This window comes from Tsukamurella pseudospumae, from assembly GCF_001575195.1.
GTDB lineage: Bacteria > Actinomycetota > Actinomycetes > Mycobacteriales > Mycobacteriaceae > Tsukamurella > Tsukamurella pseudospumae.
Genome location: NZ_LSRF01000001.1, coordinates 224,796 through 251,693 on the forward strand (window position 1 = coordinate 224,796; position 26,898 = coordinate 251,693).

The 26,898-nt window shown below is 71.5% G+C and carries 27 protein-coding genes; 4 read left to right on the forward strand and 23 right to left on the reverse strand.

What is annotated here, in order from left to right; all coding sequences use genetic code 11:
- Positions 1-11 precede the first annotated feature (11 nt).
- From AXK60_RS01010 to pyrR, 15 genes are all read right to left on the reverse strand, one after another.
- Positions 12-2,003, reverse strand: coding sequence for a primosomal protein N' (locus tag AXK60_RS01010; RefSeq protein WP_244880995.1), 1,992 nt, complete (start codon positions 2,001-2,003; stop codon positions 12-14).
- A 14-nt stretch (positions 2,004-2,017) separates the two neighbouring features.
- On the reverse strand, positions 2,018-3,241 hold the full coding sequence (gene metK, locus AXK60_RS01015; RefSeq protein WP_068569135.1) for a methionine adenosyltransferase: 1,224 nt from the start codon (positions 3,239-3,241) through the stop codon (positions 2,018-2,020).
- Between the two features lie 43 nt (positions 3,242-3,284).
- A complete protein-coding gene (gene coaBC / locus AXK60_RS01020; protein ID WP_068569136.1) occupies positions 3,285-4,523 on the reverse strand; it encodes a bifunctional phosphopantothenoylcysteine decarboxylase/phosphopantothenate--cysteine ligase CoaBC in 1,239 nt (412 codons plus the stop codon).
- 12 nt (positions 4,524-4,535) lie between these two features.
- Entirely contained in the window at positions 4,536-4,808 is a 273-nt protein-coding gene (rpoZ, locus tag AXK60_RS01025) for a DNA-directed RNA polymerase subunit omega (RefSeq protein ID WP_068520856.1), read from the reverse strand.
- Between the two features lie 48 nt (positions 4,809-4,856).
- The gene (gene gmk, locus AXK60_RS01030) at positions 4,857-5,453 is read right to left on the reverse strand and encodes a guanylate kinase (RefSeq protein ID WP_082777724.1); all 597 of its coding nucleotides are present in this window, start codon (positions 5,451-5,453) and stop codon (positions 4,857-4,859) included.
- A gap of 7 nt (positions 5,454-5,460) precedes the next feature.
- Positions 5,461-5,775 carry an integration host factor, actinobacterial type gene (gene mihF / locus AXK60_RS01035; protein ID WP_068569137.1) on the reverse strand — a complete coding sequence of 105 codons (315 nt, stop codon included), beginning with the start codon at positions 5,773-5,775 and terminating at the stop codon, positions 5,461-5,463.
- Positions 5,776-6,091: 316 nt separating this feature from the next.
- Positions 6,092-7,303: a cation:proton antiporter gene (locus AXK60_RS01040; protein ID WP_068569138.1), complete on the reverse strand. Its 1,212-nt coding sequence runs from the start codon at positions 7,301-7,303 to the stop codon at positions 6,092-6,094.
- The gene (locus tag AXK60_RS01045; protein WP_068569878.1) at positions 7,300-7,782 is read right to left on the reverse strand and encodes a cation:proton antiporter regulatory subunit; all 483 of its coding nucleotides are present in this window, start codon (positions 7,780-7,782) and stop codon (positions 7,300-7,302) included. The genes AXK60_RS01040 and AXK60_RS01045 overlap by 4 nt, the downstream gene beginning before the upstream one ends.
- Positions 7,783-7,806: 24 nt before the next feature.
- Positions 7,807-8,601, reverse strand: a complete 795-nt coding sequence (gene pyrF / locus AXK60_RS01050; protein ID WP_068569139.1) for an orotidine-5'-phosphate decarboxylase — start codon at positions 8,599-8,601, stop codon at positions 7,807-7,809.
- On the reverse strand, positions 8,598-11,927 hold the full coding sequence (carB, locus tag AXK60_RS01055; protein ID WP_068569140.1) for a carbamoyl-phosphate synthase large subunit: 3,330 nt from the start codon (positions 11,925-11,927) through the stop codon (positions 8,598-8,600). Before carB ends, pyrF begins: the two co-directional genes overlap by 4 nt.
- A complete protein-coding gene (carA, locus tag AXK60_RS01060; RefSeq protein WP_068569141.1) occupies positions 11,927-13,066 on the reverse strand; it encodes a glutamine-hydrolyzing carbamoyl-phosphate synthase small subunit in 1,140 nt (379 codons plus the stop codon). Before carA ends, carB begins: the two co-directional genes overlap by 1 nt.
- Entirely contained in the window at positions 13,063-13,491 is a 429-nt protein-coding gene (locus AXK60_RS01065; RefSeq protein WP_414930016.1) for a PH-like domain-containing protein, read from the reverse strand. Before AXK60_RS01065 ends, carA begins: the two co-directional genes overlap by 4 nt.
- A 62-nt stretch (positions 13,492-13,553) precedes the next feature.
- Positions 13,554-14,867 carry a dihydroorotase gene (locus AXK60_RS01070; RefSeq protein WP_068569143.1) on the reverse strand — a complete coding sequence of 438 codons (1,314 nt, stop codon included), beginning with the start codon at positions 14,865-14,867 and terminating at the stop codon, positions 13,554-13,556.
- A gap of 52 nt (positions 14,868-14,919) precedes the next feature.
- On the reverse strand, positions 14,920-15,876 hold the full coding sequence (locus AXK60_RS01075; protein ID WP_068569144.1) for an aspartate carbamoyltransferase catalytic subunit: 957 nt from the start codon (positions 15,874-15,876) through the stop codon (positions 14,920-14,922).
- Complete coding sequence (gene pyrR / locus AXK60_RS01080; protein WP_082777725.1) at positions 15,873-16,460, reverse strand: bifunctional pyr operon transcriptional regulator/uracil phosphoribosyltransferase PyrR; 588 nt, start codon at positions 16,458-16,460, stop codon at positions 15,873-15,875. Before pyrR ends, AXK60_RS01075 begins: the two co-directional genes overlap by 4 nt.
- Before the next feature lie 69 nt (positions 16,461-16,529).
- Between pyrR and AXK60_RS01085 the strand changes: the two genes are divergently transcribed.
- The gene (locus tag AXK60_RS01085; protein WP_068569146.1) at positions 16,530-18,527 is read left to right on the forward strand and encodes an FAD-dependent oxidoreductase; all 1,998 of its coding nucleotides are present in this window, start codon (positions 16,530-16,532) and stop codon (positions 18,525-18,527) included.
- Between the two features lie 4 nt (positions 18,528-18,531).
- Here AXK60_RS01085 and nusB read toward each other — a convergent pair whose 3' ends face one another.
- From nusB to AXK60_RS01110, 5 genes are read right to left on the reverse strand one after another with little or no spacing between them, the layout of a single operon-like run.
- Positions 18,532-19,041: a transcription antitermination factor NusB gene (gene nusB, locus AXK60_RS01090; RefSeq protein WP_068569147.1), complete on the reverse strand. Its 510-nt coding sequence runs from the start codon at positions 19,039-19,041 to the stop codon at positions 18,532-18,534.
- A complete protein-coding gene (gene efp / locus AXK60_RS01095; RefSeq protein WP_068569148.1) occupies positions 19,042-19,605 on the reverse strand; it encodes an elongation factor P in 564 nt (187 codons plus the stop codon).
- 14 nt (positions 19,606-19,619) lie between these two features.
- Complete coding sequence (locus tag AXK60_RS01100) at positions 19,620-20,720, reverse strand: M24 family metallopeptidase (protein WP_068569149.1); 1,101 nt, start codon at positions 20,718-20,720, stop codon at positions 19,620-19,622.
- 30 nt (positions 20,721-20,750) lie between these two features.
- Positions 20,751-21,287: a YceI family protein gene (locus tag AXK60_RS01105; RefSeq protein WP_068569150.1), complete on the reverse strand. Its 537-nt coding sequence runs from the start codon at positions 21,285-21,287 to the stop codon at positions 20,751-20,753.
- A 42-nt stretch (positions 21,288-21,329) separates the two neighbouring features.
- Positions 21,330-21,782, reverse strand: a complete 453-nt coding sequence (locus AXK60_RS01110) for a nitroreductase/quinone reductase family protein (RefSeq protein ID WP_068569151.1) — start codon at positions 21,780-21,782, stop codon at positions 21,330-21,332.
- 109 nt (positions 21,783-21,891) lie between these two features.
- Here AXK60_RS01110 and AXK60_RS01115 point away from each other — a divergent pair, with 109 nt between their 5' ends.
- Entirely contained in the window at positions 21,892-22,557 is a 666-nt protein-coding gene (locus AXK60_RS01115) for a TetR/AcrR family transcriptional regulator (RefSeq protein WP_068569152.1), read from the forward strand.
- Between the two features lie 4 nt (positions 22,558-22,561).
- On the opposite strand, the gene aroB is transcribed toward AXK60_RS01115, so the two are convergent.
- Genes aroB through aroC form a run of 3 tightly spaced genes read right to left on the reverse strand, consistent with a single transcriptional unit; the run spans position 22,562 to position 25,500 of the window.
- Positions 22,562-23,674: a 3-dehydroquinate synthase gene (gene aroB / locus AXK60_RS01120; RefSeq protein WP_068569153.1), complete on the reverse strand. Its 1,113-nt coding sequence runs from the start codon at positions 23,672-23,674 to the stop codon at positions 22,562-22,564.
- Positions 23,675-23,677: 3 nt separating this feature from the next.
- Positions 23,678-24,295: a shikimate kinase gene (locus AXK60_RS01125; RefSeq protein ID WP_068569154.1), complete on the reverse strand. Its 618-nt coding sequence runs from the start codon at positions 24,293-24,295 to the stop codon at positions 23,678-23,680.
- Entirely contained in the window at positions 24,295-25,500 is a 1,206-nt protein-coding gene (aroC, locus tag AXK60_RS01130; protein WP_068569879.1) for a chorismate synthase, read from the reverse strand. The genes AXK60_RS01125 and aroC overlap by 1 nt, the downstream gene beginning before the upstream one ends.
- Positions 25,501-25,580: 80 nt before the next feature.
- Here aroC and AXK60_RS01135 point away from each other — a divergent pair, with 80 nt between their 5' ends.
- On the forward strand, positions 25,581-25,832 hold the full coding sequence (locus AXK60_RS01135) for a hypothetical protein (protein ID WP_068569880.1): 252 nt from the start codon (positions 25,581-25,583) through the stop codon (positions 25,830-25,832).
- A gap of 80 nt (positions 25,833-25,912) precedes the next feature.
- Positions 25,913-26,884 (forward strand): ABC transporter substrate-binding protein, encoded by a 972-nt coding sequence (locus tag AXK60_RS01140; protein WP_068569155.1) that lies wholly within the window; start codon positions 25,913-25,915, stop codon positions 26,882-26,884.
- The last annotated feature ends 14 nt before the right edge of the window (positions 26,885-26,898 follow it).

A 26,898-nucleotide genomic window follows, 5' to 3' on the forward strand; every position in this document is an offset into this window, starting at 1 on the left:
CGGGACCGTCCCTATCCGATCCGCAGCGGATCGATCTGGATCCGCACGGGATCACCCTCACGGCGCAGGCTCCGGCCCACCTGGGCCAGGAACAACGCCCGCGCGAGCGCACGCCCGTCCCGCCTCGCGACCCGGACCAGGAGGCGCCGCGGCGGCGGGCCGTCGTCGGGGGCGCCCGGGACCCGCACGCCGGGCGGTAGATCGACGGGGCCGAGCACCTCGGCACCGTCGGGCAGAGCGGCCGCCTCCGCGAGGGCGAGGACGTCGGCCTCGGCACCGTCGAGCGCTGCGAGGTGCGTCGCGGGCGGGAACCCCACATCGGCCCGCTCGGCGAGCTCCGATGCGGCGAAACCCGCGGCGTCCCAGCGGATCAGCGCCTGCACTGCGGGGATGCCCGCGTCCGCGCCGCACACCACCGTGCCGTCCTCGGCGACCAGCGCCGTGGCGTTCATCCACCGGCGCAGCGTCTCCTCCCCGGCCCGCAGGTCGGCCCGGCCCAGCAGCAGCCAGCCGTCGAGCAGGAGCGCCGCCCCGTAGCCGCCCTCCACCACGGGCTCGGCGCCCGGCGTGGCCACCACGATCCGACGGTCCGCCGTCGTCTCCGTCAGCACGGACTCCCCGCCCGAGGTCGCCACGACCACCCCCGGGAAGGCACGCCCCAGCTCCTCGGCGGTCCGCATCGCACCCACGATCACCGCCCGCATCGTGGTCCCGCCGCACGCCGGGCACCGGTACGCGGCATCGGCCTGCGCGCACCACCGGCAGCGGAGCGTCCCGCCGGACGCCTGCTCGAGCGGACCGTGGCACCGTCGACACCGGGCGGGCGTCCGACACCGATCACACGACAGCGCGGGCGCGTAGCCCCGACGGGGCACCTGCACCAGTACCGGACGGTCGGCGTCCAGCGCCGTGCGCGCTGCGGCGAACGCGGCCGCGGGCAGCCGCGCGGAGCGGGCCAGCGGGTCGCGCGCCAGGGCGACGTCGGAGTCCGCCACGCCCACGATGCGCGGTGAGCGTTGCCGAACCAGCTCGCGCGGCGCCGTGATCTCCGCGGCCCACCCCGCGTCCACCAGCGCCTGCGACTCCGGGGTCCGGGCGAAACCGCCGATCACCAACGCCGCACTCTCCTGGTGCGCGCGCAGCGCGAGCACCTCGCGGGTGTGCGGATAGGGCGCGCGGGGCTCGATCAGCGACTCGTCGCCGTCGTCCCACAGCGCGATCAGGCCCAGGTCCGGCAGGGGCGCGAAGGCGGCGCTGCGCGTGCCGATCACCACCCGGGTGCGGCCGAGCCGCGCGAGGAGCCAGCGCCGGTACCGCGCCGACGGCCCCAGCCCCGCCGCCAGCACCGCGGGGGCCAGGTGGACGCACGCCGCCGCCAGGCGGTCAAGGTCGGTCTGGTCGGGAACGATCAGCAGGGCCGTGCGGCCCGCGGCCACGACGGTCGCCGTGAGCTCGGCGAGCCGCGCCGCCCAATCCTCGCCGGGCAGCGCCTGCCAGATCGCACGCGGCGATCTGCCGCCGACCGCCGCCGCGGCGAACTGCGCGCCGTGGGTGTACTCGGCGAGCGCACCGTCCGGCGCCACGGGTCGTACGGATTCGACGACGTCCTGCTCCAGGAGCGTCTTCTCGACCCGGGCGTGCCGGGGCGGGATCGCGAGCCGCAGCACGTCGGCGCGGGTGCCGGCGTAGCGCGCGGCGACCTCCGTGACCAGCCGCAGCACCGCCGGCGTCAGCACCGGCAGCGGCGAGACGACCCGGTCCAGCGTGGCGAGCCTGCCCTCGTGCTCGGTGCGCGGAAGCCGCTCGAGCAGGTAGCCGTCGACGAGTCGGCCGGAGAAGCGCACGCGGACGCGGACCCCCGGCTGCGCCGTCTCGGCGAGCTCGGGCGGGACCAGATAGTCGAACTCCCGATCGAGGTGACTGACCTGCAGGAGGGGCAGCACCCGGGCGATCGGGAGTTCGACGGCGGCCTGAGCCGCCTCGGCGGGGCCGAGTCCGCTCACGCCGGCGGGCTCTGTCAGAGGCCCGCCGCGGTGCGCAGCGCGTCCACCCGGTCGGTGTGCTCCCACGGCAGGTCGATGTCGGTACGGCCGAAGTGCCCGTACGCCGCCGTCGGCGCGTAGATCGGGCGCATCAGGTCCAGCTCGTTGATGATCGCGCGCGGGCGCAGGTCGAACACCTCGGTGATCGCCTGCTGGATCTTGGCCGGGTCGATCTTCTCGGTGCCGAAGGTCTCGACGAACAGGCCGACCGGGGCGGCCTTGCCGATCGCGTACGCCACCTGGACCTCGATCCGCTCCGCGAGCTCAGCGGCGACGGCGTTCTTCGCCACCCACCGCATCGCGTACGCGGCCGACCGGTCCACCTTCGACGGATCCTTGCCGGAGAACGCGCCACCGCCGTGACGGGCCATGCCGCCGTAGGTGTCGACGATGATCTTGCGGCCGGTCAGGCCCGCATCGCCCATGGGGCCGCCGAGCACGAACTTGCCGGTGGGGTTCACCAGCAGCCGCACGTCCGAGGTGTCCAGGCTCGGCAGGTTCAGCTCGGCGATCACCGAATCGAGCACGTGGCCGCGCAGGTCCGGGGTCAGCATCGCGTCGATGTCGATGTCGGCCGCGTGCTGGCTCGAGATGACGACGGTGTCGAGTCGCACCGGCTGCTCGCCGGCGTACTCGATGGTGACCTGGGTCTTGCCGTCGGGCCGCAGGTAGGGAAGCGTGCCGTTCTTGCGGACCTCGGTCAGCCGGCGCGAGAGGCGATGCGCCAGCGAGATCGGGAGCGGCATCAGCTCGGGCGTGTCCGAGCACGCGTAGCCGAACATCAGGCCCTGATCGCCCGCGCCCTGCGCGTCGATCTCGTCCACGGCGCCGTCGACGCGGTGCTCGTAGGCGCGGTCCACGCCCTGCGCGATCTCGGGGCTCTGCGCGCCGATCGCGATGTTCACGCCGCAGGAGTTGCCGTCGAAGCCCTTGGCCGAGCTGTCGTACCCGATCTCCAGCACCTTGTCGCGCACGATGTGCGGGATGTCCGCGTACGCCGAGGTGGTGACCTCGCCCGCGACGTGCACCTGACCGGTGGTCACCAGGGTCTCGACGGCGACGCGCGACGCCGGGTCCTCCGCGAGCAGCGCGTCGAGGATCGAGTCCGAGATCGCGTCACAGATCTTGTCCGGGTGCCCCTCGGTGACCGACTCGCTGGTGAACAGGCGATGGGCGGAACTGGCGAATCCGGAAGCCACTGTCGAAGGTCCTCTCGATGGAGTTTGCGATGTCAGAAGAAATCTAGCGGGCGGGGCCCAACCGGGCGGACGCCGCATCCAGTATGCGCGCGGCCATGGCGGACTTCGATCCGAGCGGCAGCGCGCTCTCGCCGCCGTCCGCGCCCAGGAGCCAACCGGAGTTCTCGTCGACCTCGAACGCCCGACCGTCGCCCACCGCGTTGAGGACCAGGAGGTCGCATCCCTTGCGCTGCAGCTTGGCCCGGCCGTAGTCCAGAACCGTGCCGCCGGCGTCGCCCGTCTCGGCCGCGAATCCGACGATGACCGCGTCGGCCCGCAGCCCGCCGTCACGCCGCGCGGCGACCAGCCCGGCGAGCACGTCCGGGTTTTCGACCATGGTGATCGATTCGAGCGCCTCGCTCTTGCCGTCCGCGCCCTTCTTGAGCTTCGTGGTGGCGACCTCGGCGGGGCGGTAGTCCGCGACCGCGGCGGCCATGATCACGAGGTCGGCTGCGGCGGCGTGCTCGGCCATCGCGGACTGCAGGTCGAGTGCCGAGGCGATGCGCACCACCTCGACCGCGGGCGGATCGGCCAGGCCGATGGTGTTGCCCGCGACGAGGACGACCCGGGCGCCGCGCTGTGCCGCGAGCCGGGCCAGCGCATAGCCCTGCTTGCCCGAGCTGCGGTTGGTGAGGTAGCGGACCGGGTCGAGGGCCTCCTTGGTGCCGCCGGCGGAGACGACGACCGTGCGCCCCTCGAGATCCCGGTTCAGCGCGCCCGGGTGCTCCAGCAGGACGTCCGCGAGGGCGCCGATCTCGTCGGGCTCGGGCAGCCTTCCCGCCCCCGTGTCCTTGCCGGTCAGCCGGCCGGACGCGGGCTCGATGACGACGGCGCCCCGCTCCCGCAGGGTGGCGACATTGGCCCGGGTGGCGGGGTGCTCCCACATCTCGGTGTGCATCGCCGGGGCGAAGACCACCGGGCACCGCGCCGTGAGCAGGGTGCCGGTGAGCAGATCGTCGGCCCGGCCGTGAGCCGCGCGCGCCATCAGGTCGGCGGTGGCCGGCGCGATCACGACGAGGTCGGCCTCCTGGCCGAGGCGCACGTGCGGCACCTCGGGGACCGACTCGAAGACCGACGTCTGCACCGGGTTGCCGGACAGCGCCTCGAACGTGGCCGCGCCCACGAACTTGAGCGCGGATTCGGTGGGGATCACCCGCACCTCGTGCCCGCGTTCCGTGAAGTGCCGGACCAGTGCGCACGCCTTGTAGGCGGCGATGCCGCCGCCGACGCCGACGATGATCATGGGCGCGTCAGCTCACTCGCCCTCGGTGTGCTCCAGGAGATCCTCGTGGATCTCGCGCATGGCGATCGACAGGGGCTTCTCGTGCAGGCCGGGCTCGACGAGCGGGCCGACGTACTCGAGGATGCCGTCCGAGAGGCTGTTGTAGTAGTCGTTGATCTGACGGGCGCGCTTGGCCGCGTAGATCACGAGGGCGTACTTCGAGGAGGTGCGCTCGAGCAGCTCGTCGATCGGCGGGTTGGTGATGCCGAGCGGCTGGTCGTACACGGTCTCAGTGGTGGTGCTCACGCGTCTCCTACGTTACGGATCTTCACGAAATTCGCTTCTCTGGCCAGTCTACGCGCGGGGCGATTCGGGGCCGACCAGTAAGGATACCAAGTCACCCACCGCTCGGTCCAAGTCGTCGTTGACGACGACGGCGTCGTAGTCGTCGCGGGTGGCCATCTCGGCCCTCGCGGTCTCGAGCCGGCGTGCGATCTTCTCGGCACTCTCGGTGCCCCGTCCGCGCAGCCGGCGCTCCAGCTCGTCCCAGCTGGGCGGGCTCAGGAACACGGTCCGCGCCTCGGGCAACGCCGCCTTCACGCTGGCCGCGCCCGCGAGGTCGACCTCGACGAGAACGGGACGTCCGGCGTCGAGGGCCTCGTACACGGGGCCCGCCGGGGTACCGGACCGCTGCAGGCCGCCGTGGATCTCCGCCCACTCGAGCAGGTCGCCGTCGGCGATCAGACGGTCGAAACCGTGGTCGCCGACGAAGTGGTAGTCCCGGCCGTCCACCTCACCGGGGCGCGGATCGCGCGTGGTGGCGGACACCGAGAAGAACAGGTCGGGCACCTCACTGCGGAGCCTGCCGACCACCGATGACTTACCGACGGCGGAGGGGCCGACCAGTACAACCAGTCGACCCCTCCGGCCTGCGGGAACTACTCCGGACACTGATGTGTCAGGCGGAGAACTTCTCGAGCAGCGCCTTGCGCTGCCGGTCGCCCAGACCGCGCACACGGCGCGTGGGGGCGATCTCCAGCTCGGTCATCAGCTCCTGCGCCTTGACCTTGCCCACCTTGGGCAGGGCCTCGAGCAGGGCCGAGACCTTCATCTTGCCGATGACCTCGTCGGCCTCCGCGTCCTTCAGCACCTGCTGCAGGGTGGTGGTGCCACTCTTGAGCCGGTTCTTCAGCTCTGCGCGGGCACGGCGAGCGGCAGCTGCCTTCTCCAGAGCAGCGGCACGCTGCTCGTCGGTCAACTGGGGAAGGGCCACGATTCCTCCGTCTTCGATGTACGTACGTCTTTGCCGCGTACTTGCGACTCCTGCGACGGTACCCACGTTTCGCTCACCATGGGAACCCCACCCCCCTCTCACCTGCGGTTTGGCAGTGATGTAGGCGGCACGCGACGGCGGCGGCGAGAACACCACCCGATCACCAGTGTTGCAATCGAGAACCGTTGCCCCGCAATGCTTTCAGATCGGTAGGACCGTACCGACCGCAATATTTCGATGTGACGGGTGAAACTCATGTGACCTGCGAAAATACCTGCACTTCCCGGCGTGCCCGGGCGTGTCGGACGGTTCCCGGTCACCCCGTCGACGATGCCGCGCCCGGGCGGACCCGGCGGACCGTCCGCTCGCCGAGGCGCACGACGGGCTCGACCACGCGAGCGATGATCGGCCCCAGCACCGCCATGATCAGTACGTACGTGGTGGCGAGCGCCGCCAGCCGTCCGTCGACGGCACCGGCGGAGACGGCCAAGCCGGCGATGACGATCGAGAACTCGCCGCGGGCGACGAGTGCGGCACCCGCGCGGGCCCGGCCCATGCGCCGGACCCCGATGCGGCCGGCGGCCCACCATCCCGTGGCGATCTTCGTCACGGTGGTGACCACCGCGAGCAGTACGGCCCACCCCAGCACGGGTGGGATCGACCGCGGATCGGTGTTCAGGCCGAAGACCACGAAGAAGAGCGCCGCGAACAGGTCCCGCAGCGGCTCCAGCAGCCGCGTCGCCTCGTGCGCGATCGAGCCCGAGATCGCGATGCCGAGGAGGAACGCCCCCACGGCCGCGGACACCTGCAGCGCGGACGCGACACCGGCCACCAGGAGCGCCGCGCCGATCAGCCCCAGAAGGAAGACCTCGCGGTCCTCGCTGTAGACCAGCGCGGACACCCGGTGCCCGTAGCGCACCGCCGAGATCAGCACGACCCCCACGACCACCACCGCGATCGTCACCGCCTCCACCTCGCCCACGAGACCGAGGCCGGCCAGGATGGCCGTCAGGATGGGCAGGTACACCGCCATCGCCAGATCCTCGAAGACGAGTACCGACAGCACCACCGGCGTCTCGCGGTTGCCCAACCGCCCGAGGTCGCAGAGCACCTTGGCCGCGATGCCCGACGACGAGATGTAGGTGACACCGGCCAGGACCAGCGCCCCCGTCGGCCCCCAGCCGAGGACGAGCGCCACGATCGCGCCCGGGGTCGCGTTGAGCAGGATGTCGAGCACACCGGCCAGCCAGGACTGTCGCATCCCGGTGATCAGCTCGGTGGCGGTGTACTCCAGCCCGAGCATCAGGAGCAGGAGGACCACGCCGATCTCGCCGGCGACGTGGCTGAAGTCGGAAGCCTCCCCCAGCGGGATCACGCCGCCGACGCCGAAGGCGAGGCCTCCGATCAGGTAGAGCGGGATGGGCGAGATCCCGAACCGGCTCGCGGCGCGGCCCAGGAACCCGAGGGCGAAGAAGATCGCGCCGAGCTCGATCAGGGCGACCGTGTTCTCGTCGAGGTGGAGGGTCACCCGTTCGTCAGGATCTGCGCGGCGGCCTCGATGCCCTGCGTGGTGCCGACCACGACCAGTAGGTCCCCCGCGGTGAACACGAACTCCGGCCCGGGCGAGGGCTGCACCTCACCGGCGCGCATCACCGCGACGAGCGAGACCTTCGTCCGCGTCCGCATCTGGGTCTCCCCCAGGGTCCGCCCGTCGTAGGGCGAGCCGGCGAGGATCGGCAGCTGTCGGGTGTTGATGCCCTCGAGCTCGCGCTGCTCCGCGCGCAGCTGATTGACCAGCTGCGGCGCACCCAGCAGGTTGGCGAGGACACTCGCCTCCTCGCCGGTCAGGGGGACCTGGGCCGCACAGGCGTCCGGATCGTCGCGTTCCGACAGGAACAGTTCGACGGTGCCGTCGCGGTGCGCCACGACCCCCACCCGCCTGCCGGTGGTCAGCTCGAAGTCCTTACGCACTCCGATGCCCGGCAGCGGTGTCACATCGACGTTCACGGATCCGACCATAGACCCGATCGGTCATGCCAGGGCGCGCTCCACCTCATCCCGCACCGACAGCGCGGCCGAGCGCAGCGCACCGGCATCGGGCCCCGCGGCGAGCACCTGCCGCGAGGAGTTGGGCAGCACCGTCGTTCCAGCGCCGAAGATCGCCGCCAGGTCCGCCGGGGTCGCGCCCTGTGCGCCCAGGCCGGGCGCCAGGACCGGACCGCCCAGGCCGTCCAGGTGCAGGCCGTGCTCACGGGTGGCACCCACGACCAGCCCGACGGTGCCGGTCCCGTCCGCGTTGTCGGCCCGGGCATCGTCGACGATGCGCTGAGCGACCCCGTCGGCCTGGACCTGCGCCCCCTCGGGGTTCGAGGTCCGGGCGAGGACGAAGACACCGCGCCCGGCGGCGCGGGCCGCGTCGATCGCCGGCGCGAGCGAGCCGTAGCCGAGGTACGGCGACAGGGTGACCGCGTCGGCCGCCAGCGGCGAGTCCTGCAGCCACGCACGGGCGTAGCCGGCCATGGTGGAGCCGATGTCGCCGCGCTTCGCATCCGCGATGACGACGGTGCCCGCCGCCCGGCAGGCCGCGATGACCTCCTCCAGCGCGAGCATGCCGGCGGCGCCGAACTGCTCGAAGAAGGCGACCTGCGGCTTGACGAAGCCGACCTCGCCGGCGAAGGCCTCCGCACAGCGCAGGCCGAACGCCCGCACGCCCGCAGCGTCATCGGACAGGCCCCACGCCGCCAGCAGCGGGGGGTGCGGGTCGATGCCCACAACGAGCCGTCCCCGGTCGGCGGCCGCCGCGGCGACCCGCTGCGCGAAGGTCACAGGTTCACCAGGGCCGCGTGCATGTCCTGCAGGCTCTTGACGCCGATGCCGCCGCGCAGGGCGGCCTCGATGCCCTGGACCGCCGCGGAGGCGCCCTGCACCGTGGTCACGCACGGCACCGACGCCTGGACGGCGGCGGTGCGGATCTCGTAGCCGTCCACGCGCGGTCCGGCGTTGCCGTAGGGCGTGTTGATGATCAGGCCGATCTCGCCCGCCTTGATCTTCTCGACGATCGACTGCTCGCCCTCGGGTATCACGTCGGAGTGCTTGAGCACCGTCTCCGCCTGGACGCCGTTGCGGCGCAGTACGTCCGCGGTGCCCTCGGTGGCGACGATCGTGAAGCCCAGGTCGGCCAGCCGCTTGACCGGGAAGATCAGCGAGCGCTTGTCCTTGTTCGCGACCGAGACGAAGACCTTGCCGGTGGCGGGCAGCGAGCCGCTGATCGCGGTCTGCGACTTGGCGAAGGCCGTACCGAAGTCCCGGTCCACGCCCATCACCTCGCCGGTGGACTTCATCTCGGGCGAGAGCAGCGAGTCGACGCCGGTACCGTCCGCGCGGCGGAACCGGTTGAACGGCAGCACGGCCTCCTTGACCGAGACCGGCGCGTCGATCGGCATCTGCGAGCCGTCGCCCTGCGCGGGCAGGATCTGCTGCTCGCGCAGTTCGGCGATGGTCTGCCCCAGCATGACCCGCGCGCAGGCCTTGGCCAGCTGCACCGCCGTGGCCTTCGAGACGAAGGGCACGGTGCGGGAGGCCCGCGGGTTCGCCTCGAGGACGTAGAGCACGTCGTCCTTGAGCGCGTACTGGACGTTCATCAGGCCGTGCACGCCGATGCCGCGAGCGAGCGCCTCGGTGGCGGTGCGCACCGCGTCGATGTCGGCGCGGCCCAGCGTGGTGGGCGGCAGCGAGCACGCCGAGTCGCCGGAGTGGATGCCGGCCTCCTCGATGTGCTCCATGATCCCGCCGATGAAGACCTCGCCGGTCGCGTCGCACAGGGCGTCGACGTCGATCTCCACCGCGTCCTCGAGGAAGCGGTCGACGAGGACGGGGCGGTCGGGCGCGAGTTCGGTTGCGCGCGAGATGTAATCGAGCAGCGCCTGCTCGTCGTAGACGATCTCCATGCCGCGGCCGCCGAGCACGTACGAGGGACGCACGAGCACCGGGTAGCCGATGCCGGACGCGACCTCGCGGGCACCGTCGGCGGTGGTGGCGGTACCGAACTTGGGCGCCGGGAGGCCCGCCTCGGTGAGCACGCGCCCGAACTCGCCGCGGTCCTCGGCGAGGTCGATGGCCTCGGGTGAGGTGCCGACGATGGGCAGGCCCGCGGCCTTGAGGCGCGCGGCCAGGCCCAGCGGGGTCTGGCCGCCGAGCTGCACGATGACACCGACGACACCCGGGCCGCCCTCGCCGGAGCTCTGCTCCGAGTGGTAGACCTCGAGGACGTCCTCGAAGGTCAGCGGCTCGAAGTAGAGACGATCGGCGGTGTCGTAGTCGGTGGAGACCGTCTCCGGGTTGCAGTTGATCATCACGGTCTCGTAGCCGGCCTCGCTCAGGGTGAGCGCGGCGTGGACGCACGAGTAGTCGAACTCGATGCCCTGGCCGATGCGGTTGGGGCCCGAGCCGAGGATGAGCACCTTGGGCCGCTCGGTCTGCGGCGCGACCTCGCTGGTCGCCGACGGGTCGAGCTCGTAGCTGCTGTAGTGGTACGGCGTCTTCGCCTCGAACTCCGCGGCGCAGGTGTCCACGGTCTTGTACACCGGGCGGATACCGTGCTCGTGCCGGTAGGCGCGGATCTCGTCCTCGGTGACGGCCCGCAGGTCGGCGATCTGCAGGTCCGAGAGACCGTGCGTCTTGGCGACGCGGACCAACTCCGGCGTGAGGTCCGCCGTGCGGACCTCGGCGCCGAGCTCCACGACGGCCTTGATCTCCTCGAGGAACCACGGGTCGATCGCCGTCGACTCGAAGACCTGCTCCACGGTGGCGCCCAGCTCGAAGGCGCGCCCGATCAGGTAGTAGCGGCCGTCCTTGGGGACCTTGATCTCCTCGAGGAGTTCCTCGAGAGTGCCCTCGACCGGCGCGCCCGTCCAGAATCCCTGTCGCTTGGTCTCCAGCGAGCGCATCACCTTGCCGAAGGCCTCGGCGAAGCTGCGGCCCAGGCTCATCGCCTCGCCGACCGACTTCATGGTGGTGGTCAGCGTGTCGTCGGCGCCGGGGAACTTCTCGAAGGCGAAGCGCGGCGCCTTGACCACGACGTAGTCGAGCGTCGGCTCGAAGCACGCCGGGGTCTCGCCGGTGATGTCGTTGAGGATCTCGTCCAGCGTGTAGCCCACGGCGAGCTTCGCGGCGATCTTGGCGATCGGGAAGCCGGTGGCCTTGGACGCCAGCGCCGACGAGCGCGAGACGCGGGGGTTCATCTCGATGGTGACCAGCCGGCCGTCGCGCGGATCCTGCGCGAACTGGATGTTGCAGCCGCCGGTGTCGACGCCGACCTCGCGGAGGATCGCGATCGACTGATCGCGCATGATCTGGTACTCGCGGTCGGTGAGCGTCATCGCCGGCGCGACGGTGACCGAATCGCCGGTGTGCACGCCGACCGGGTCGACGTTCTCGATGGAGCAGACGACCACCACGTTGTCGCGGCCGTCGCGCATGAGCTCGAGCTCGTACTCCTTCCAGCCGAGGATCGACTCCTCGATGAGCACGTTCGCCGTCGGCGACGCCGCGAGGCCCGCGCCGGCGATGCGGAGCAGGTCGGTCTCGTCGTAGGCCATGCCGGAGCCGAGGCCGCCCATCGTGAACGAGGGCCGCACGACGACGGGGTAGCCGAGGTCGGCGACCGTCTCCTTGCACTCGTCGAGCGTGAAACAGACCTTGGAGCGAGCGGATTCGCCGCCGATCTTGGCGACGATGTCCTTGAACTTCTGCCGGTCCTCGCCGCGCTGGATGGCGTCGAAGTCGGCGCCGATCAGGCTGATGCCGTACCTGTCGAGGATGCCCTGCTCGTGCAGGCCCACGGCCGCGTTGAGCGCGGTCTGGCCGCCGAGGGTGGCGAGCACCGCGTCGATCGGGAAGCCCTTGTCGCGCTCGGCGACGATGACCTTCTCGATGTACTCGGGCGTGATGGGCTCGATGTAGGTGGCGTCGGCGAACTCGGGGTCGGTCATGATCGTGGCCGGGTTCGAGTTCACCAGCGAGACGCGGAGTCCCTCGGCGCGGAGGACGCGGCAGGCCTGGGTGCCGGAGTAGTCGAACTCACAGGCCTGGCCGATCACGATCGGGCCCGAGCCGATCACCAGGACGTGCTGGATGTCTGTGCGGCGCGGCATTACTTGTCTCCTGAGGTGGTGCCCATGACGGTGGCGAACTTGTCGAAGAGGTAGGCGGCGTCGTGCGGACCCGCCGCGGCCTCCGGGTGGTACTGCACGGAGAAGGCGCGGCCGTCGAGCAGTTCGACGCCCTCCACGACCCCGTCGTTGGCGCAGACGTGGCTGACCCGCCCGCGGCCGAACGGGGTGTCGAACTCGGCGCCACGCTCGCCCTCGAGGGCGAAGCCGTGGTTCTGCGCGGTGATCGAGATCCGGCCCGTCGAGTCCTCGACCACCGGGATGTTGATGCCGCGGTGGCCGAACTTCATCTTGTAGGTCTCCAGGCCGAAGGCGCGGCCCAGCAGCTGGTTGCCCAGGCAGATGCCGAACAGCGGAAGACCGGCGTCCAGCACGCCGCGGGTGAGCTCGACCTCGTGGTCCGCGGTCGCCGGGTCGCCGGGGCCGTTGGAGAGGAAGAAGCCGTCCGGGTTGAAGGAGCGCACCTCGTCGAGCGTGATGGTCGAGGGCACGACATGCACCCGCATGCCGCGCTCGGCGAACATCCGCGGGGTGTTGGTCTTGATGCCGAGATCCACGGCCACGACGGTGAACCGGGGCTCACCGTCCGGCTCGATGGTGTACGCCTCGCCGGTGGAGACCTCGCCGATCAGGTTGAGGCCCTTCATCTCCGGTTGGCTGCGGACCCGGTCGAGCAGCTCGGCCTCGGGCGCCAGCGCGTCGCCGGCGAAGATGCCGGCCCGCATGGAGCCGTTGTCGCGCAGCCGGCGCACCAGCGCGCGGGTGTCGATGCCGCCGATGCCGACGACGCCCTGGTCCACCAGCTCGCCCTCGAGGGTGCCGCTGGAGCGCCAGTTGCTCACCCGGCGGGTGGGGTTGCGGACCGCGTAGCCGGCGACCCAGATCTTGTCGCCCCTGCTCTCGTCGTCCTCGTCGTTCCAGCCCGTGTTGCCGATCTGCGGGGCCGTCGCCACCACGATCTGGCGCGCGTACGACGGGTCGGTCAGCGTCTCCTGGTACCCGGTCATGGCGGTGCAGAAGACGGCCTCGCCGAGGGTCTGGCCGACCGCGCCGAACTCCACACCGCGGTGGACGGTGCCGTCCTCCAGAACCAGTAGCGCGGTCGAAAGTTGAGCAGTCATTCCGTTTCCCTCTTGTCCATCAGTTTTCGGTAGGTCGTCTTGTCGTCGGCGCGGAACCCCGTGTCGATCACGGTGCCGGTGGGCAGCTCCCAACGGAGCACCAGCAGGCCGTCGCCGGGCATCACCTTGCCCGCGAGCTTCGAGGCGCGGCGGACCTCGACGATGCGCTCGTCCGCGATCCACATCGGATTGCCGCGGCCGCGCTCCATCAGGTAACCGTCGGCGTACCGGCTCAGGTTCACGGTGGCGCGGAAGCCCCAGTCGCCCACCGCGACCCGGTCCTGCCAGTGCGGCGCGACCGTGCTGCCCACGTACACCCCCGACACCGGCCCGAAGACCAGGTCGCGCAGTTGCTCGGGGGTGGTCGGGATCTCACCGACCGCCGCGGCCTGACGCTGCCCGCGGCGGCGCCAGCCCAGCATCATCAGCGAGAACAGGAGCGCGAGCACCACGAGCACGATCAGGAGCGTCACGATGTCGCTGAGGATCACGCCCGCACCTCGGTCCCGGGCCGCGCCGTCACCCCGTCGCGTGCGGTGATCCGGCCGCGCAGCACGGTGAGGACCGGCTTCGCGCGGAAGCTCAGGTCCGCGAAGGGCGTGTTGCGCGAACGGCTCGCGAGCTCGTCCGCCCGCACGGTCCACCCCAGGTCGGGGTCGACCAGCGTCAGGTTCGCGGGCTCGCCCACGCCGATCGGCCGGCCTTGATCGTCCAGGCGCGCGATCTCCGCGGGCTTCTCGCTCATCACCCGCGCGACATCACGCCAGGTGAGGTCGCCGGTCTCCACCGAGACCTGCGCGACGATCGCCAGCGCCGTCTCCAGGCCCAGCATGCCGGGCCGAGCCGCGGCGAACTCGCAGCACTTGTCCTGGTCCGCGTGCGGAGCGTGATCAGTGGCGACGCAGTCGATCACGCCGTCGCGCAGCGCCTTCCGCAGCGCGGCCACGTCGGAGGCCTCCCGCAGCGGCGGGTTCACCCGGTTCACGGCGTCGTAGGTGGCCAGTCGCGAATCGTCGAGCAGCAGGTGGTGCGGGGTGACCTCGGCCGTGATCGCCACACCCTGCCCCTTGGCCCACTTCAGCAGTTCGACGGTGCCCGCCGTCGAGGCGTGGCAGATGTGCACGCGGGCGCCGGCGTCGCGCGCCAGCAGCGCGTCGCGGGCGACGATCGCCTCCTCGGCGGCGCGGGGCCACCCGGTGAGGCCGAGGCGCGCTGCCTCGGGGCCCTCGTGCGCCACCGCGCCCTTCGTCAGGCGCGGCTCCTCCGCGTGCTGCGCGATCACCACGCCGAGCGAGGCGGAGTACTCCAGCGCCCGTCGCATGAGCAGCGGATCCGACACGCACACACCGTCGTCCGAGAACACCCGGACGCGACCCGGTCCGGCGGCCATCATGCCCATCTCGGCCAGCTTCTCGCCCTGCAGACCGACGGTGACGGCGCCGACCGGGTGCACGTCGACGAGGCCGACCTCCTGGCCGCGCCGGTACACGTGATCGGTGACGACGGCGGAGTCGGCGACCGGGCTGGTGTTGGCCATCGCGAACACGGCGGTGTAGCCGCCGAGAGCGGCGGCGGCGGAGCCGGATTCGATCGTCTCGGTGTCCTCCCGACCGGGCTCACGCAGATGCGTGTGCAGGTCCACGAAACCCGGCAGCAGGACCCTGCCGCCACCGTCGACGACCTCGGCGCCGTCGGCCGGTGCGAGACCGGCGGCGATGGCGGTGATCTCACCGCCGGCGATCGCGACGTCGACCGGATCGCCCTCGCCGTAAGGACGGACGTTCTTCAGCAGCAAGCTCATTCGGAGGATCCTTCGGTCCGCGAGGAATGGGTGGCACCGGAGCGAGCCGACATCATTCCGCACCCCCCTCTTTGGCAAGAAGATGGAACAGCACCGCCATGCGGACGTGCACACCGTTGTTCACCTGCTGCAGGATCGCGGCCTGCGCGGAGTCCGCCACCGAGTAGCCGATCTCCATGCCGCGGAGCATCGGACCGGGGTGCAGCACGACCGCGTGCTCGGGCAGCAGTGCCGCGCGCTGCGCGTTCAGCCCGAAGCGGACCGAGTACTCGCGCTCGCTGGGGAAGAAGCCGCCGTTCATCCGCTCGGCCTGGACCCGCAGCATCATCACCGCATCGGCCCCGGGCAGTTCCGCCTCCAGCGAGTCCGCGACGGTGACCGGCCAGGTCTCCACTCCCACCGGAAGCAGGGTGCGGGGCGCCACCAGGACGACCTCGGCGCCGAGCGTGGACAGCAGCAGCGCGTTCGACCGCGCGACGCGACTGTGCAGGACGTCACCCACGATGACGACGCGACGACCCTCCAGGTGGCCGAGCCGCTGCCGCAGCGTCAGCGCGTCGAGCAGGGCCTGAGTGGGGTGCTCGTGCATGCCGTCGCCGGCGTTGATGACGACCGGTCCGGGCAGGCCGCCGAGGGCGGCGGCCGAGTTCGTCCACGAGGCGATCTGTTGCGCCGCACCCGATGCCGGATGCCGGACGATCAGCGCGTCTGCTCCCGCCGCATGCAGGGTCAGCGCCGTGTCCCGGAGCGACTCGCCCTTGGCGACCGAGCTGCCGGAGGCGGAGACGTTGATCACGTCCGCGCTCATCCACTTGCCCGCGACCTCGAAGGACACGCGGGTGCGGGTGGAGTTCTCGTAGAACACGGTCATCACGGTGCGGCCCCGCAGCGTGGGCAGCTTCTTGACCTCCCGGCCCAGCAGCGCCTGCTGCAACCGGTCGGCCTCGTCGAGGATCTCCTCGGCCTCCGCGCGGCACAGATCCGCGGCGGACAGCAGGTGCTTGGTCACGACTGAACCTCCGTCGAACCCGTCTCGGGCAGCTCCGAGATCACCACGGAGTCCTCGCCGTCCTTCTCCAACAGCCGGACCTGGACGTCCTCCTGGCGGGAGGTGGGGATGTTCTTGCCCACGTAGTCGGCCCGGATGGGCAGCTGCCGGTGACCGCGGTCCACCAGGACCGCGAGCTGCACCGCGGCGGGCCGCCCGATATCGCGCAGCGAGTCCAGCGCGGCGCGCACCGTCCGGCCCGAGAACAGCACGTCGTCGACGAGGACGACGAGGGCACCGTCGACGCCCTGCGGCGGCACCGTGGTGCGCTCGAGGGGACGGTGCGGCTTGTGCCGCAGATCGTCGCGGTAGAGGGTGATGTCGAGGTGGCCGACGGGCACCGCCACGCCGGAGAACTCTTCGATGTGCGCGGCCAGCCGCGCGGCGAGAACCGCACCGCGCGTGGGTATGCCGAAGATCACGACGCGGGGATTCGGGGTGCCGTCACCCGAATCGGTGTCTAAGGCCGTCTTCTCGATGATCTGGTGCGCGATCCGTGCCACCGTCCTGGTGACATCGGCCGCGGACATGAGTTCCCGAGCCACGTGACCTCCTTCTCCGCCTCTCCGGACGGCTCGCTCCGCCTCTCGGGACGGACTTCAAAGGATGCCTTGATGCACCACGAAGCATACCAGTACGTTCAGGTCATGGAATTGTCGACCAGGCAGCGCGCGACGCTCTCCGCGATCGTCGACACGTTCGCCCCGGGAGACGGTGTGGCCATCCCCTCGGCGAGCGATCTGCGCGCCGGTGACGTGGCCGTCTCCTACGCCGATCGAAGCCCCCGCGACAGCGACGGCAACACCCTCTCGCAGTCGCTGTCCCTCTTCGACAACCGGGTGTTCTGCGCCACGGTGCTCGGCACGCGCGGGCAGCGTTTCGTGGACCTGACGGCGGCGGAGCGCGAGCGGGTCCTGGTCGACCTCTCCCGATCGCGGTTCGTCCAGAAGCGGATGCTGTTCAAGCGGCTGCGCAATGTCGCGCTGCTCGCGTACTACGCGGCCGGCGGCGCCGACGGCCAGCACGGGCCGGGCGCCGAACTGATGGCCGCGATCGGCTACCCGCGGCAGGCGCCGATGAAGAAGCCGCGGGCCCGGGCCATGCGGGCACTGCGTCCGCTCTCCCCCACCCGGTACGAGATCGACGCATCGACGGCGTGCGACGTGGTCGTGATCGGGTCCGGCGCCGGCGGCGCGGTCGCCGCCGCCGTACTCGCCGAGGCCGGGCTCGACGTGCTCGTCCTCGAACGCGGCGAGTACGTCTCCCCCACGGAGGCGGGCGATTCCGATCTCGACAACCTCTCCCAGCTCTACGCGCGCGGGCCGTTCTGGACCGAGAACGCGCAGTCCTACCTGCTCTCGGCGCGCTGCCTCGGCGGCGGCACCGTCATCGCGCACGGCGGGTACTACCGCATCCCGGACGAGGTGCGCGCCGACTGGGCCGCCCGGGGCGTCGACACCGGGCCCGCGTTCGACGCCGCCCTCGACGAGGTCTGGCAGCGCTCGGGGATCACCGACGGGCTCGGCGCGCCGTCGGTACGGGACGTGCTCCTCGAGAAGGGGTGCGCAGCGCTCGACCTGCCCGTGCGCACCGTCGGCCTGGCGGACGACGACGAGGCCGACGGCCGGTGGGGACCGGCCAGCCGGATCGCGTCGAAGCAGGACGCGGGCCGCACGTGGCTGCGCGACGCGGAGAAACGCGGGGCACGCATCGTGACGGGCGCGCAGGCCAGGTCCATCGAGACGCAGGCCGGTCGGGCCCGCACGGTGATCGCACGCACGTCGGGCGGCTCGTGGCTCACCGTCAAGTGCAGCGCCGTCGTCGTGGCCGCCGGCGGATTCGAGACACCGGCACTGCTGAGGCGGTCCGGGATCGGCGGCTCGCACGTGGGCAAACACCTGCACCTGCACCCCACCGCGACGGCGGTGGGCCTGTTCGGCGACCTGATCGACCCGTGGTCGGGCCTGCCATCCACGAGGTTCAGCGACGCGCACGCGGACCTCGACGGCAAGGGTTTCGGCGTCCGGTACGAGACCATCCCGTTGACGCCGGCGTTGGCGTCCAGCTTCGTGCCGTGGCGCAACCCTGTCGAGCACCTCAACGTGATGCGCCAGTTCCCGCACCTGTCGATGGTGCGCGTGATGCTCCGTGACCGCGGCGCCGGCGAGGTCGTCATGGACGCCGCCGGCGAGCCCTCCGTGCGGTACGAGTTGGCGGAGGCGGACCGCGCGCACCTGCGGACGGGCGTCGACACGGCGGTGAAGATCCTCGAGGCGGCGGGCGCGCGGAGGATCTTCACCGGGCAGCAACGCGGCGGCGACTACGTTCCCGGCGACCGGCCGCTGGAGGAGTTCCTCCAGCGCTCGCACGCCGCGGGCTACGGGGTGGGCGAGATCGCGCTCGGCGCGTCCGACCCCATGAGCACCGCCCGGATGGCCTCCTCGGAGCGCCGCGGCGCGGCGAACCCCGAGGGCGCGCTGTGGGACGTGCCGAACGTCGTCATCGCCGACGCCTCGATGCTACCCACCGCGAGCGGTGTCCACCCGATCGGGGTCGTGCAGGCCCTCGCGCTCCGCAATGCGCGGGCCCTGGCCGCGCGACTCAAGGCGTAGCGGACTACTCCGAGCGGTCGGCGGGCTGGGCCGCGGCGGCGGATCGCACCTGCGGCGCGAGCGTGGCGACCTTGCCGAGCACGCCGTTGAGGTAGGTGGGCGACTCGTCGGTCGACAGCTCCTTCGCGAGCTCGACCGCCTCGTCGACGACGACGGCCGGGGGCACGTCGACGGCGTTGAACAGCTCCCACACGGCGATGCGCATGATGGCGCGGTCCACCGCCGGGAGGCGCGTCAGGGTCCAGCCGGTCAGGTGCGAGGTGATCACCGAATCGATCTGGTCGCCGTCCACCCCCACGCCGGTCACCAGCGTCGCGGTGTAGTCGGACACCGGGGCGACCGCGGCGTCGTCCGCGGCGAGCTGCCGGCGCTCGGCGAGCAGACCGTCGAGATCTGTGACGCCGCGCGCCTCCGCCTCGAACAGCAGGTCGACGGCGCGTTTGCGCGCGCGGTGGCGGGCACCGGACTTCTTCGGGCCCTTGGTGGAGCGGGTGTTGTCAGACTGCTCGGGCACTTAGGAGTTCACGCGCCCCAGGTAGCCGCCGTCACGGGTGTCGACCTTGAGCTTGTCGCCGGTGTTGATGAACAGCGGGACATTGATCTCGGCGCCGGTCTCCAGCGTGGCGGGCTTGGTGCCGCCGGTGGAGCGGTCGCCCTGCAGGCCCGGGTCGGTGTGCTGAACGACGAACTCGGCCGACAGCGGCAGCTCGACGAACAGCGCCTCACCCTCGTGCATCGAGATCTGGACCTGCATGTTCTCCAGCAGGAACTTCGCGCTATCGCCGACCTTGCCCTCGTCCAGGTTGATCTGGTCGTAGGTCTCGGCGTCCATGAACACGTAGTCGGTGCCGTCGTGGTACAGGTAGCTGAAGTCACGGCGATCGACGGTGGCGACCTCGACCTTGACGCCGGCGTTGAAGGTCTTGTCGACCGTCTTGCCGGAGACCACGTTCTTGAGCTTCGTACGTACGAAGGCGGGCCCCTTGCCCGGCTTGACGTGCTGGAACTCGATGATCTGCCAGAGCTGGCCCTCCTGGTTGAGGACCAGTCCGTTCTTGAAATCAGCAGTCGATGCCACGGGTGTCAATTCTCCTAGAGTGCGATCAAGTCCTTGGTGGTGCGGGTCAGCAATTCCGGCCCGTCCGCACGGACCACAAGGGTGTCCTCGATGCGGACTCCACCGCGGCCCGGGAGGTACACACCCGGCTCCACGGTGACCACAGCACCGTCGGACAGTGTACCGCTGCCGAGTTTGCCCAGCGTCGGGGCTTCGTGGATCTCCACTCCGACGCCGTGGCCGAGGCCGTGCAGGAACTGCTCGCCGTACCCCGCGGCCTCGATGACCGACCGTGCCGCGGCATCGATGTCGCGCACGTCCGCACCCGGTACCAGCGCGGCCCGACCCGCCGCCTGAGCCCGCGCCACCACGTCGTAGATCTCGCGTTGCCAATCCGCGGGCTCGCCGAGCACGAAGGTCCGCGTCTCGTCGGCGTGGTAACCGGCGTACCGGGCGCCGAAGTCGATCTTGACGAGGTCGCCCGACGCCAGCACGGCGTCGGTCGGGCGGTGGTGCGGGATCGCGGAGTTGGCGCCCGCCGCCACGATGGTCTCGAACGCGACGGCCTCGGCGCCGAACTCGAACATGAGGTTCTCGAGCCGACGAGCGACCTCCCGCTCGGTGGCGCCGGGGCGGATCGCTCCATCCTCGACGAGGGCCGCGAGCGCCTGGTCGCTGATCGCGCAGGCACGGCGCAGGAGCTCGATCTCGCCGTCGTCCTTGACCTCGCGGAGCTTCTCGACGAGCCGGGTCGTGGGCACCAGGGCCGGGGCGTCCTCGCCGGAGAGACGCGCGTGGTCGGCGTAGCTCAGCGCCGTGGCCTCGAACCCGACGGTGCGGTACCCCTGCCGGCCGGCGTCGTCGAGCAGCACCTTCGCGACATCGCGTTCGATGAGGGCGCGCAGGTCGCCGGACTGCTCCTTGACCTGGGTCAGGTACCTGCCGTCGGTGGCGATGGCGTCACCCTCGCCGTCGGCGGTGACCAGCAGGGCTCCGTTGGAGCCGGTAAAGCCGGCGAGGTAGTGCACGTTGTCGAGGTTGGTGACCAGAACCGCGTCGAGGGCGGGTTCGTGGCTCGCCAGCGCGGCGCGGAGGGTGTGGCGCCGGCGGGCGTGGTCGGTGGGTGTCTGCGGCATGCCTCCCACGGTATCGCGGAGGGCGCGCGGTCACACCGTCGCGCGCGCGATCACCGTGACCTCGTCGGCCACCTGCAGGGTGCCCATCATCAGGGAGAAGGGCTTGATCCCGAAGTCGGTCTGGCGCACGGGGACCGCGACGGCGAGCGTCGGTGCGGGCGAACCGTCCTCGTACTCGAGCGCGAACTCGCAGGGCCGCGCGACGCCGCAGATCGTGAGCGTTCCCGCCACGCGGAAGCCGTTCTCGGACTCTTCGATCGAGTCCGACGCGACGTCGATCGTCGGGTACTTCTTCACCTGCAGCGAGCGGTGCGCGTTCGCCGTGGCGACGGCGCGCTCCGGGGCGCTGAGCGGCGTGAGACCGCCCTCGCCGGAGGCCACCTCGAGCGACCCGGCACGGACGGTCACGGCGAGCGCGACCGGACGCTCACCGTCGAGCTGCACCACCGCCTGCCAGGCGCGGGCCGCGAGCACCAGACGATGCCCGAGCCGCGCGGAGCGACCGGCGACACCGGTGTGCACCTCGAGCTCGCCGGTGTCCTGATCGATGGTCCTCGTCGCCTTCACCCGTCCGACGGTACCGCCGCGCCGCCCGGTCGGCAGGTCGCGTCAGGCGCGCCGGATCGCGAAGACCGGGTAGCGGTCCGCGGCCGCGGCGAGCTCGTCGTCGGTGCTGTCGGCGCTCAGGCCGGGGAAGAACGCGCCGACCTCCCAGGCCCACGTGCGCAGGTAGGCGCGCAGCACCGGGACCTTGGCGGCCGGGTCGAGCACCTCGGTCGCGGTGACGGGTTCGACGGTGCGCCCGAGCCGCAGTTCGCCCGCGCCGGCGACGCGCATGTTGCGCACCCACTGCGTGAGTCCACGCGCCGCGACGAGGTACTCGGCGCCGTCGACGGCGAGGACGTTGACGGGCACCGTCCGCCACTCGCCCGACTTCCGCCCACGGACGGCGAGTTCCCTACTGCCGTAGATCGACACGCCGCGGCGGGCGAGCCAGGCGACGGTGTTGTTGAACGCGGTGGCGGTCCGGCCGGGACGGACGGTGGCGGCGGGTGTGGTCATGAGATCCTCCAGTTGTGAGCACTGCTCTTGTATGCGATCGATGCTCCGCCACCGACTCCACATTGTCAAGAGCAGTGCTCTCGTTTCTGATCAGTGCAATGATCGAGGAGTGAACGCCTCCCTGACCGCACGCGAGCGCGCCCGCGCCGAACTGACCGCCGAGATCACCCGCAGCGCGCGGGAGCAGCTGCGCCAGGTGGGCGCCGCGGCGCTCTCGCTGCGCGCCGTGGCGCGCGACCTGGGACTCGCCTCGTCGGCCGTGTACCGGTACTTCCCGAGCCGCGACGCGTTGCTCACCACGCTCATCACCGAGGCCTACGAGGCCCTCGGCGACGCGGTGGTGGCCGCCGACTCGGTCGCTGCGGAGCCGCGCGACCGCTGGATCGCCGCGGCCCGCGCCGTCCGCCGGTGGGCGCTGGACCATCCGCACGAGTACACCCTGCTCTACGGCTCCCCCGTGCCCGGCTACCACGCTCCGCCGGAGACGACCGCCGCGGCGATACGGATTTCCGGCACCTTCGCCCGGATCGCGGCGACCGGGCACGGCGTGGCACCGGCACCGTCGGGCGTGCTCGACGGACAGCTGCGCGCCGTCGCCGAAGCGGTCGCCCCCGGCGGCGACCCCGCCCAGCTCGCCCTCGGCGTCATCGCCTGGACGCAGCTGTTCGGCGCCGTGAGCTTCGAGCTGTTCGGGCAGTTCGCGAACACCCTCGAGCCCGCGGACGCGCTGTTCGACTACACGGTCGGGCGGACCGTCGAGACGCTGGGGCTCTGACGTCTCAGAGCAGGATCGAGCCGCTCGGCTGGGTGCCCTCCTTGGCGACGGCCGAGTAGGCGGCGACGAGGAGCGACGGGTCCGGCGCTTCGAGCCGGCCCGGGCGGGCCAGCCCGTCGAGCACGACGAACCGGAGCATGCCCGCGCGGTTCTTCTTGTCCTTGCCCATGTACTCCAGGAGTTGTCCGAAGGCGTCGGCGTCGTAGGACGTGGGCAGGCCCACGGACTCCAGGACCCGACGGTGCCGGTCCGCGGTCTCGTCGTCGAGGCGCCCGGCGAGGCGGCCGAGCTCGGCGGCGTAGATGAGGCCGACCGACACGGCGGCGCCGTGGCGCCAGCGGTAGCGCTCGCGACGCTCGACCGCGTGCGCCAGGGTATGGCCGTAGTTGAGGATCTCCCGCAGCGACGACTCCTTGAGATCGGCGGAGACGACCTTGGCCTTGACCTCGATGGAGCGGCGCACCAGCTCGGGAAGGACCTCGCCGGTGGGGTCGAGCGCGGCCTCCGGGTCCTTCTCGATGAGCTCGAGGATCACCGGGTCGGCGATGAAGCCGGTCTTGATCACCTCGGCCATGCCGGCCACGATCTCGTTGCGCGGCACCGTCTCCAGCGTGACGAGGTCGACGATGACGGAGCGCGGCTCGTGGAAGGAACCCACGAGGTTCTTGCCGGCGTCGGTGTTGATGCCGGTCTTGCCGCCGACCGCCGCGTCGACCATCGCGAGCAGAGTGGTCGGGATGTGCACGACCGGGACGCCCCGCATCCACGTGGCGGCCACGAAACCCGTGACATCGGTCGCGGCGCCGCCGCCCAGGCTGTAGATCACGTCCTGGCGGCTCAGGCCGATGCGGCCGAGCACCTCCCAGCAGAACCCGGCGACCTGCAGCTCCTTGCCGGCCTCGGCGTCGGGGATCTCGACGCGGTGCGCGTCGATCCCCTTGTCCGCCAGCGCCTGCCGCAGGGCCTCGGCGGTCTCGGCGAGCGTGGGCTGGTAGAAGATCGCGGCCTTGGTCGCCTCACCGGCGGCCGCGACGGTCTCGTCGAGCAGCCCGCGACCGATCACCACGTCGTAGGGGCTGCCCGCGTCGACGCGGACCTTCACCGGGTTCTCGCTCATCTACTACTCCGATCGATTCTTGGCGGACGTGCGCAGGACGGCGGGCAGCTTCGGCCAGGGGCCGCGGCGTTCCCGCCCGGGGGCGGTGTCCTTCAGGCGCCGCTGCACCTGCCGGACGACGGACGACGGTGCGCGCCCCACCGTGGAGACGCGGATCGTCGCGAGTTCGCGGTAGATCGGGGCGCGCCGGGCCATCAGGGCGCGGTACGCCGCCTCGGGGTCGGCACCCTTGAGCAGGGGACGGTTCGACGCCGCGGGGCTGACGGTGCGCCGGATCCCCTCCTCCTCGGTCAGCTCGAGGTACACGACCTGATAGCTGCGCAGCAGCGTCCGCGTGGTCTCGGAGAGCACCGCGCCGCCGCCCAGGGAGACGACACCCGCGTGATGGGTCACGACATCGGCCACGACCTCCTCCTCGATCGCGCGGAACGCCGGCTCGCCGTCGCCCGCGAAGATCTCGGGGATCGACCGACTCTGGCGGCGCTCGATCTCCTCGTCGACGTCGAGGAAGTCGACGCGCAGCGCGCGCGCGAGGCGCCGGCCGATCGTGGTCTTGCCGGCTCCCGGAGGGCCGATCAGGATGGCTGCGGGGCCCGGCTCGCGACCGGGCGCGCCGGCCATCAGATCGCCTCGGGCGTCACCCGCTGCAACCGCGCCGCCACCTGCTCGGAGTACCGCTCGATGTTGCTGCGGGTCTCGCCCAGCGAGTCGCCGCCGAACTTCTCGAGAGCCGCTTGCGCGACCACGAGCGCGACCATGGCCTCAGCCACCACGCCCGCCGCGGGCACCGCGCAGACATCACTGCGCTGGTGGATCGCGACGGCCTCGGTGCCGGTCTGCATGTCGATCGTGCGCAGGGCGCGGGGCACCGTGGAGATCGGCTTCATCGCCACGCGCACGCGCAGCTCCTCGCCGTTGGTCATACCGCCCTCGACGCCGCCCGCGCGGTTCGTCGAGCGCAGCACGCCGCCGCGGTCCGGCAGCATCTCGTCGTGGGCCTCGCTGCCGCGGCGGCGGGCCGTCTCGAAGCCGTCGCCGACCTCGACGCCCTTGATCGCCTGGATCCCCATGAGCGCGAACGCGAGCCGCGCGTCCAGGCGGCTCTCCCCCGACGCGACCGAGCCGATGCCGACCGGAAGCCCGGTGACGACGACCTCGACGACACCGCCAAGGGTGTCACCGTCCTTCTTGGCCGCCTCGATCTCGGTGATCATCGACTGCTCAGCGGCCTCGTCGAAGGCGCGCACGGGCGAGGCGTCGATCCGCTCCAGGTCGGCCGCCGACGGGGTGGGCCCGACGTAGGGCTCCGACGCACCGATCGAGATGACGTGGCTGATCACCTCGGCCCCGAGGGCCTGGCGCAGGAAGTTGCGGGCGACGGTGCCAGCGGCGACCCGGGCCGCCGTCTCGCGGGCGCTCGCGCGCTCGAGCACCGGGCGCGCGTCCTCGAAGCCGAACTTGAGCATGCCCGAGTAGTCGGCGTGGCCGGGGCGCGGACGCGTGAGCGGCGCGTTGCGCGCCATGCCGTCCAGCAGCTCCTGGTCGACAGGGTCGGCCGACATGACCTGCTCCCACTTGGGCCATTCGGTGTTGCCGATCTCGATGGCGACGGGGCCCGCCTGCGTCAGGCCGTGCCGGACGCCGCCGAGGATGGTCACCTTGTCGGCCTCGAACTTCATGCGTGCACCACGGCCGTAGCCCAGTCGACGCCGCGCCAACTGGGCGGCGATGTCCGACGATGTGACCTCGACGCCCGCGACCATGCCCTCCACGAGGGCCACGAGGGCGGGGCCGTGCGATTCTCCAGCGGTTATCCAGCGCAACACGCGGTCCATCATCCCAGATCGACCCGCCGGACCGTGAGTTCGGGTAGCCGAAATCTCAGTCACAGGCTATGATGAAGAGCATGACCACCGTCGCCGTATCCTCGACTTCCGCCAGCCGCGCCAGCGCGCAGCGGGGCACCGTCGACGTGTTCGGCATCGCATGGCCCCGCCACAAGGCCGAGGCCCTGGTCGCGGCGCTGGTCGTTCTCGCCTTCGGGCTCATGCTCACGCTGGTCACCGGCGCGGCGTCGTTCACCCCGGCCGTCCTCGCGTCGGCCGCCGTCGGCGTGGTCGTCTGGTGGGTCGCGCGCGCGGTCCATTCCCAGCGATAGACGCACCCGGCGCCTTGCGCGCCGATCTCCCGGACCATTAGGATCGCCTAACCAAACCGGTCCGCATCCTGGGAGTCGTCGTGCCCGCACCTCCGCACACCCGTCGCTCCTTCCTGCGCCTCGCGGGCGCGGGCGCCCTCGTCGCGGTCGGGGCAGCTGCCTGTGGGAGCCGGGACGCGTCGGCGCCGGCCGCGGAGACGGTCGACGTCGGCTACCTTGGTCTGGATTTCACCGTTCCCCGCGAGCCCAAGCGCGTCGTGGTCATGGAGGGCCGCGGTGACCTGGAGTTCGCTCTCCTCGCGGGCTACCCGGTGATGGCCACCGCGAACGCCTACGCCCAGGGGAAGCGACCGTCGGGCCAGTTCGCCGGCAAGCTGGGGGACGACGTGGCGGTCCTTTCTCCGGCGGCCGGCGCTCGTCCGAAGGCCGAGGAGGTCCTGGTCCACGCGCCCGACCTGGTGGTGATGCGCGCCAACGCCTACCGCGGCGACTGGTACAACAACGCCCAACTGTCCGGCGCCACCGCGATCCTGGCCGTCGAGGTGAACCGCCCGCAGTGGCGTGAGGACATGAACGCCCAGCTCGCCGCCGTCGGCCGCACGGCGAACGCGCATCGGTACGTGGCCGACTACGACGCGAAGGTCGCGACGACGAAGCGGGACCTGGCCGCGGTGCTCGCGGGGAAGCGGATCGCGATGGTCACGACGACCGGTAGCAAGGCCCGCGGCACGGTCCTCGTGTGGGCGCAGACATTCGGCACGGCGATCGGCCGCGAGATCGGGATGGACGTGATGTTCGGCGACCGGCAGGTCGACCCGGCGAAGGGTTCCTTCGAGGCCAGCCTCGAGAACCTCGACGTACTCGCGGGCGCAGACCTCATCCTCCACCAGGACACCGACGGATCCATCGCCGACGTCCAGACCTGGCGCACGCTGCCCGCGGTCCAGGCCGGACGCGTGGCGAAGCTGAACCCGCAGTACAACAACGGCCTCGTGCTGACCGCGTCCGCGCTGGTCGACGACCTGGCAGCGGCTGCGCAGTCGCTGCGCTGAAAGGAGACGCGTCC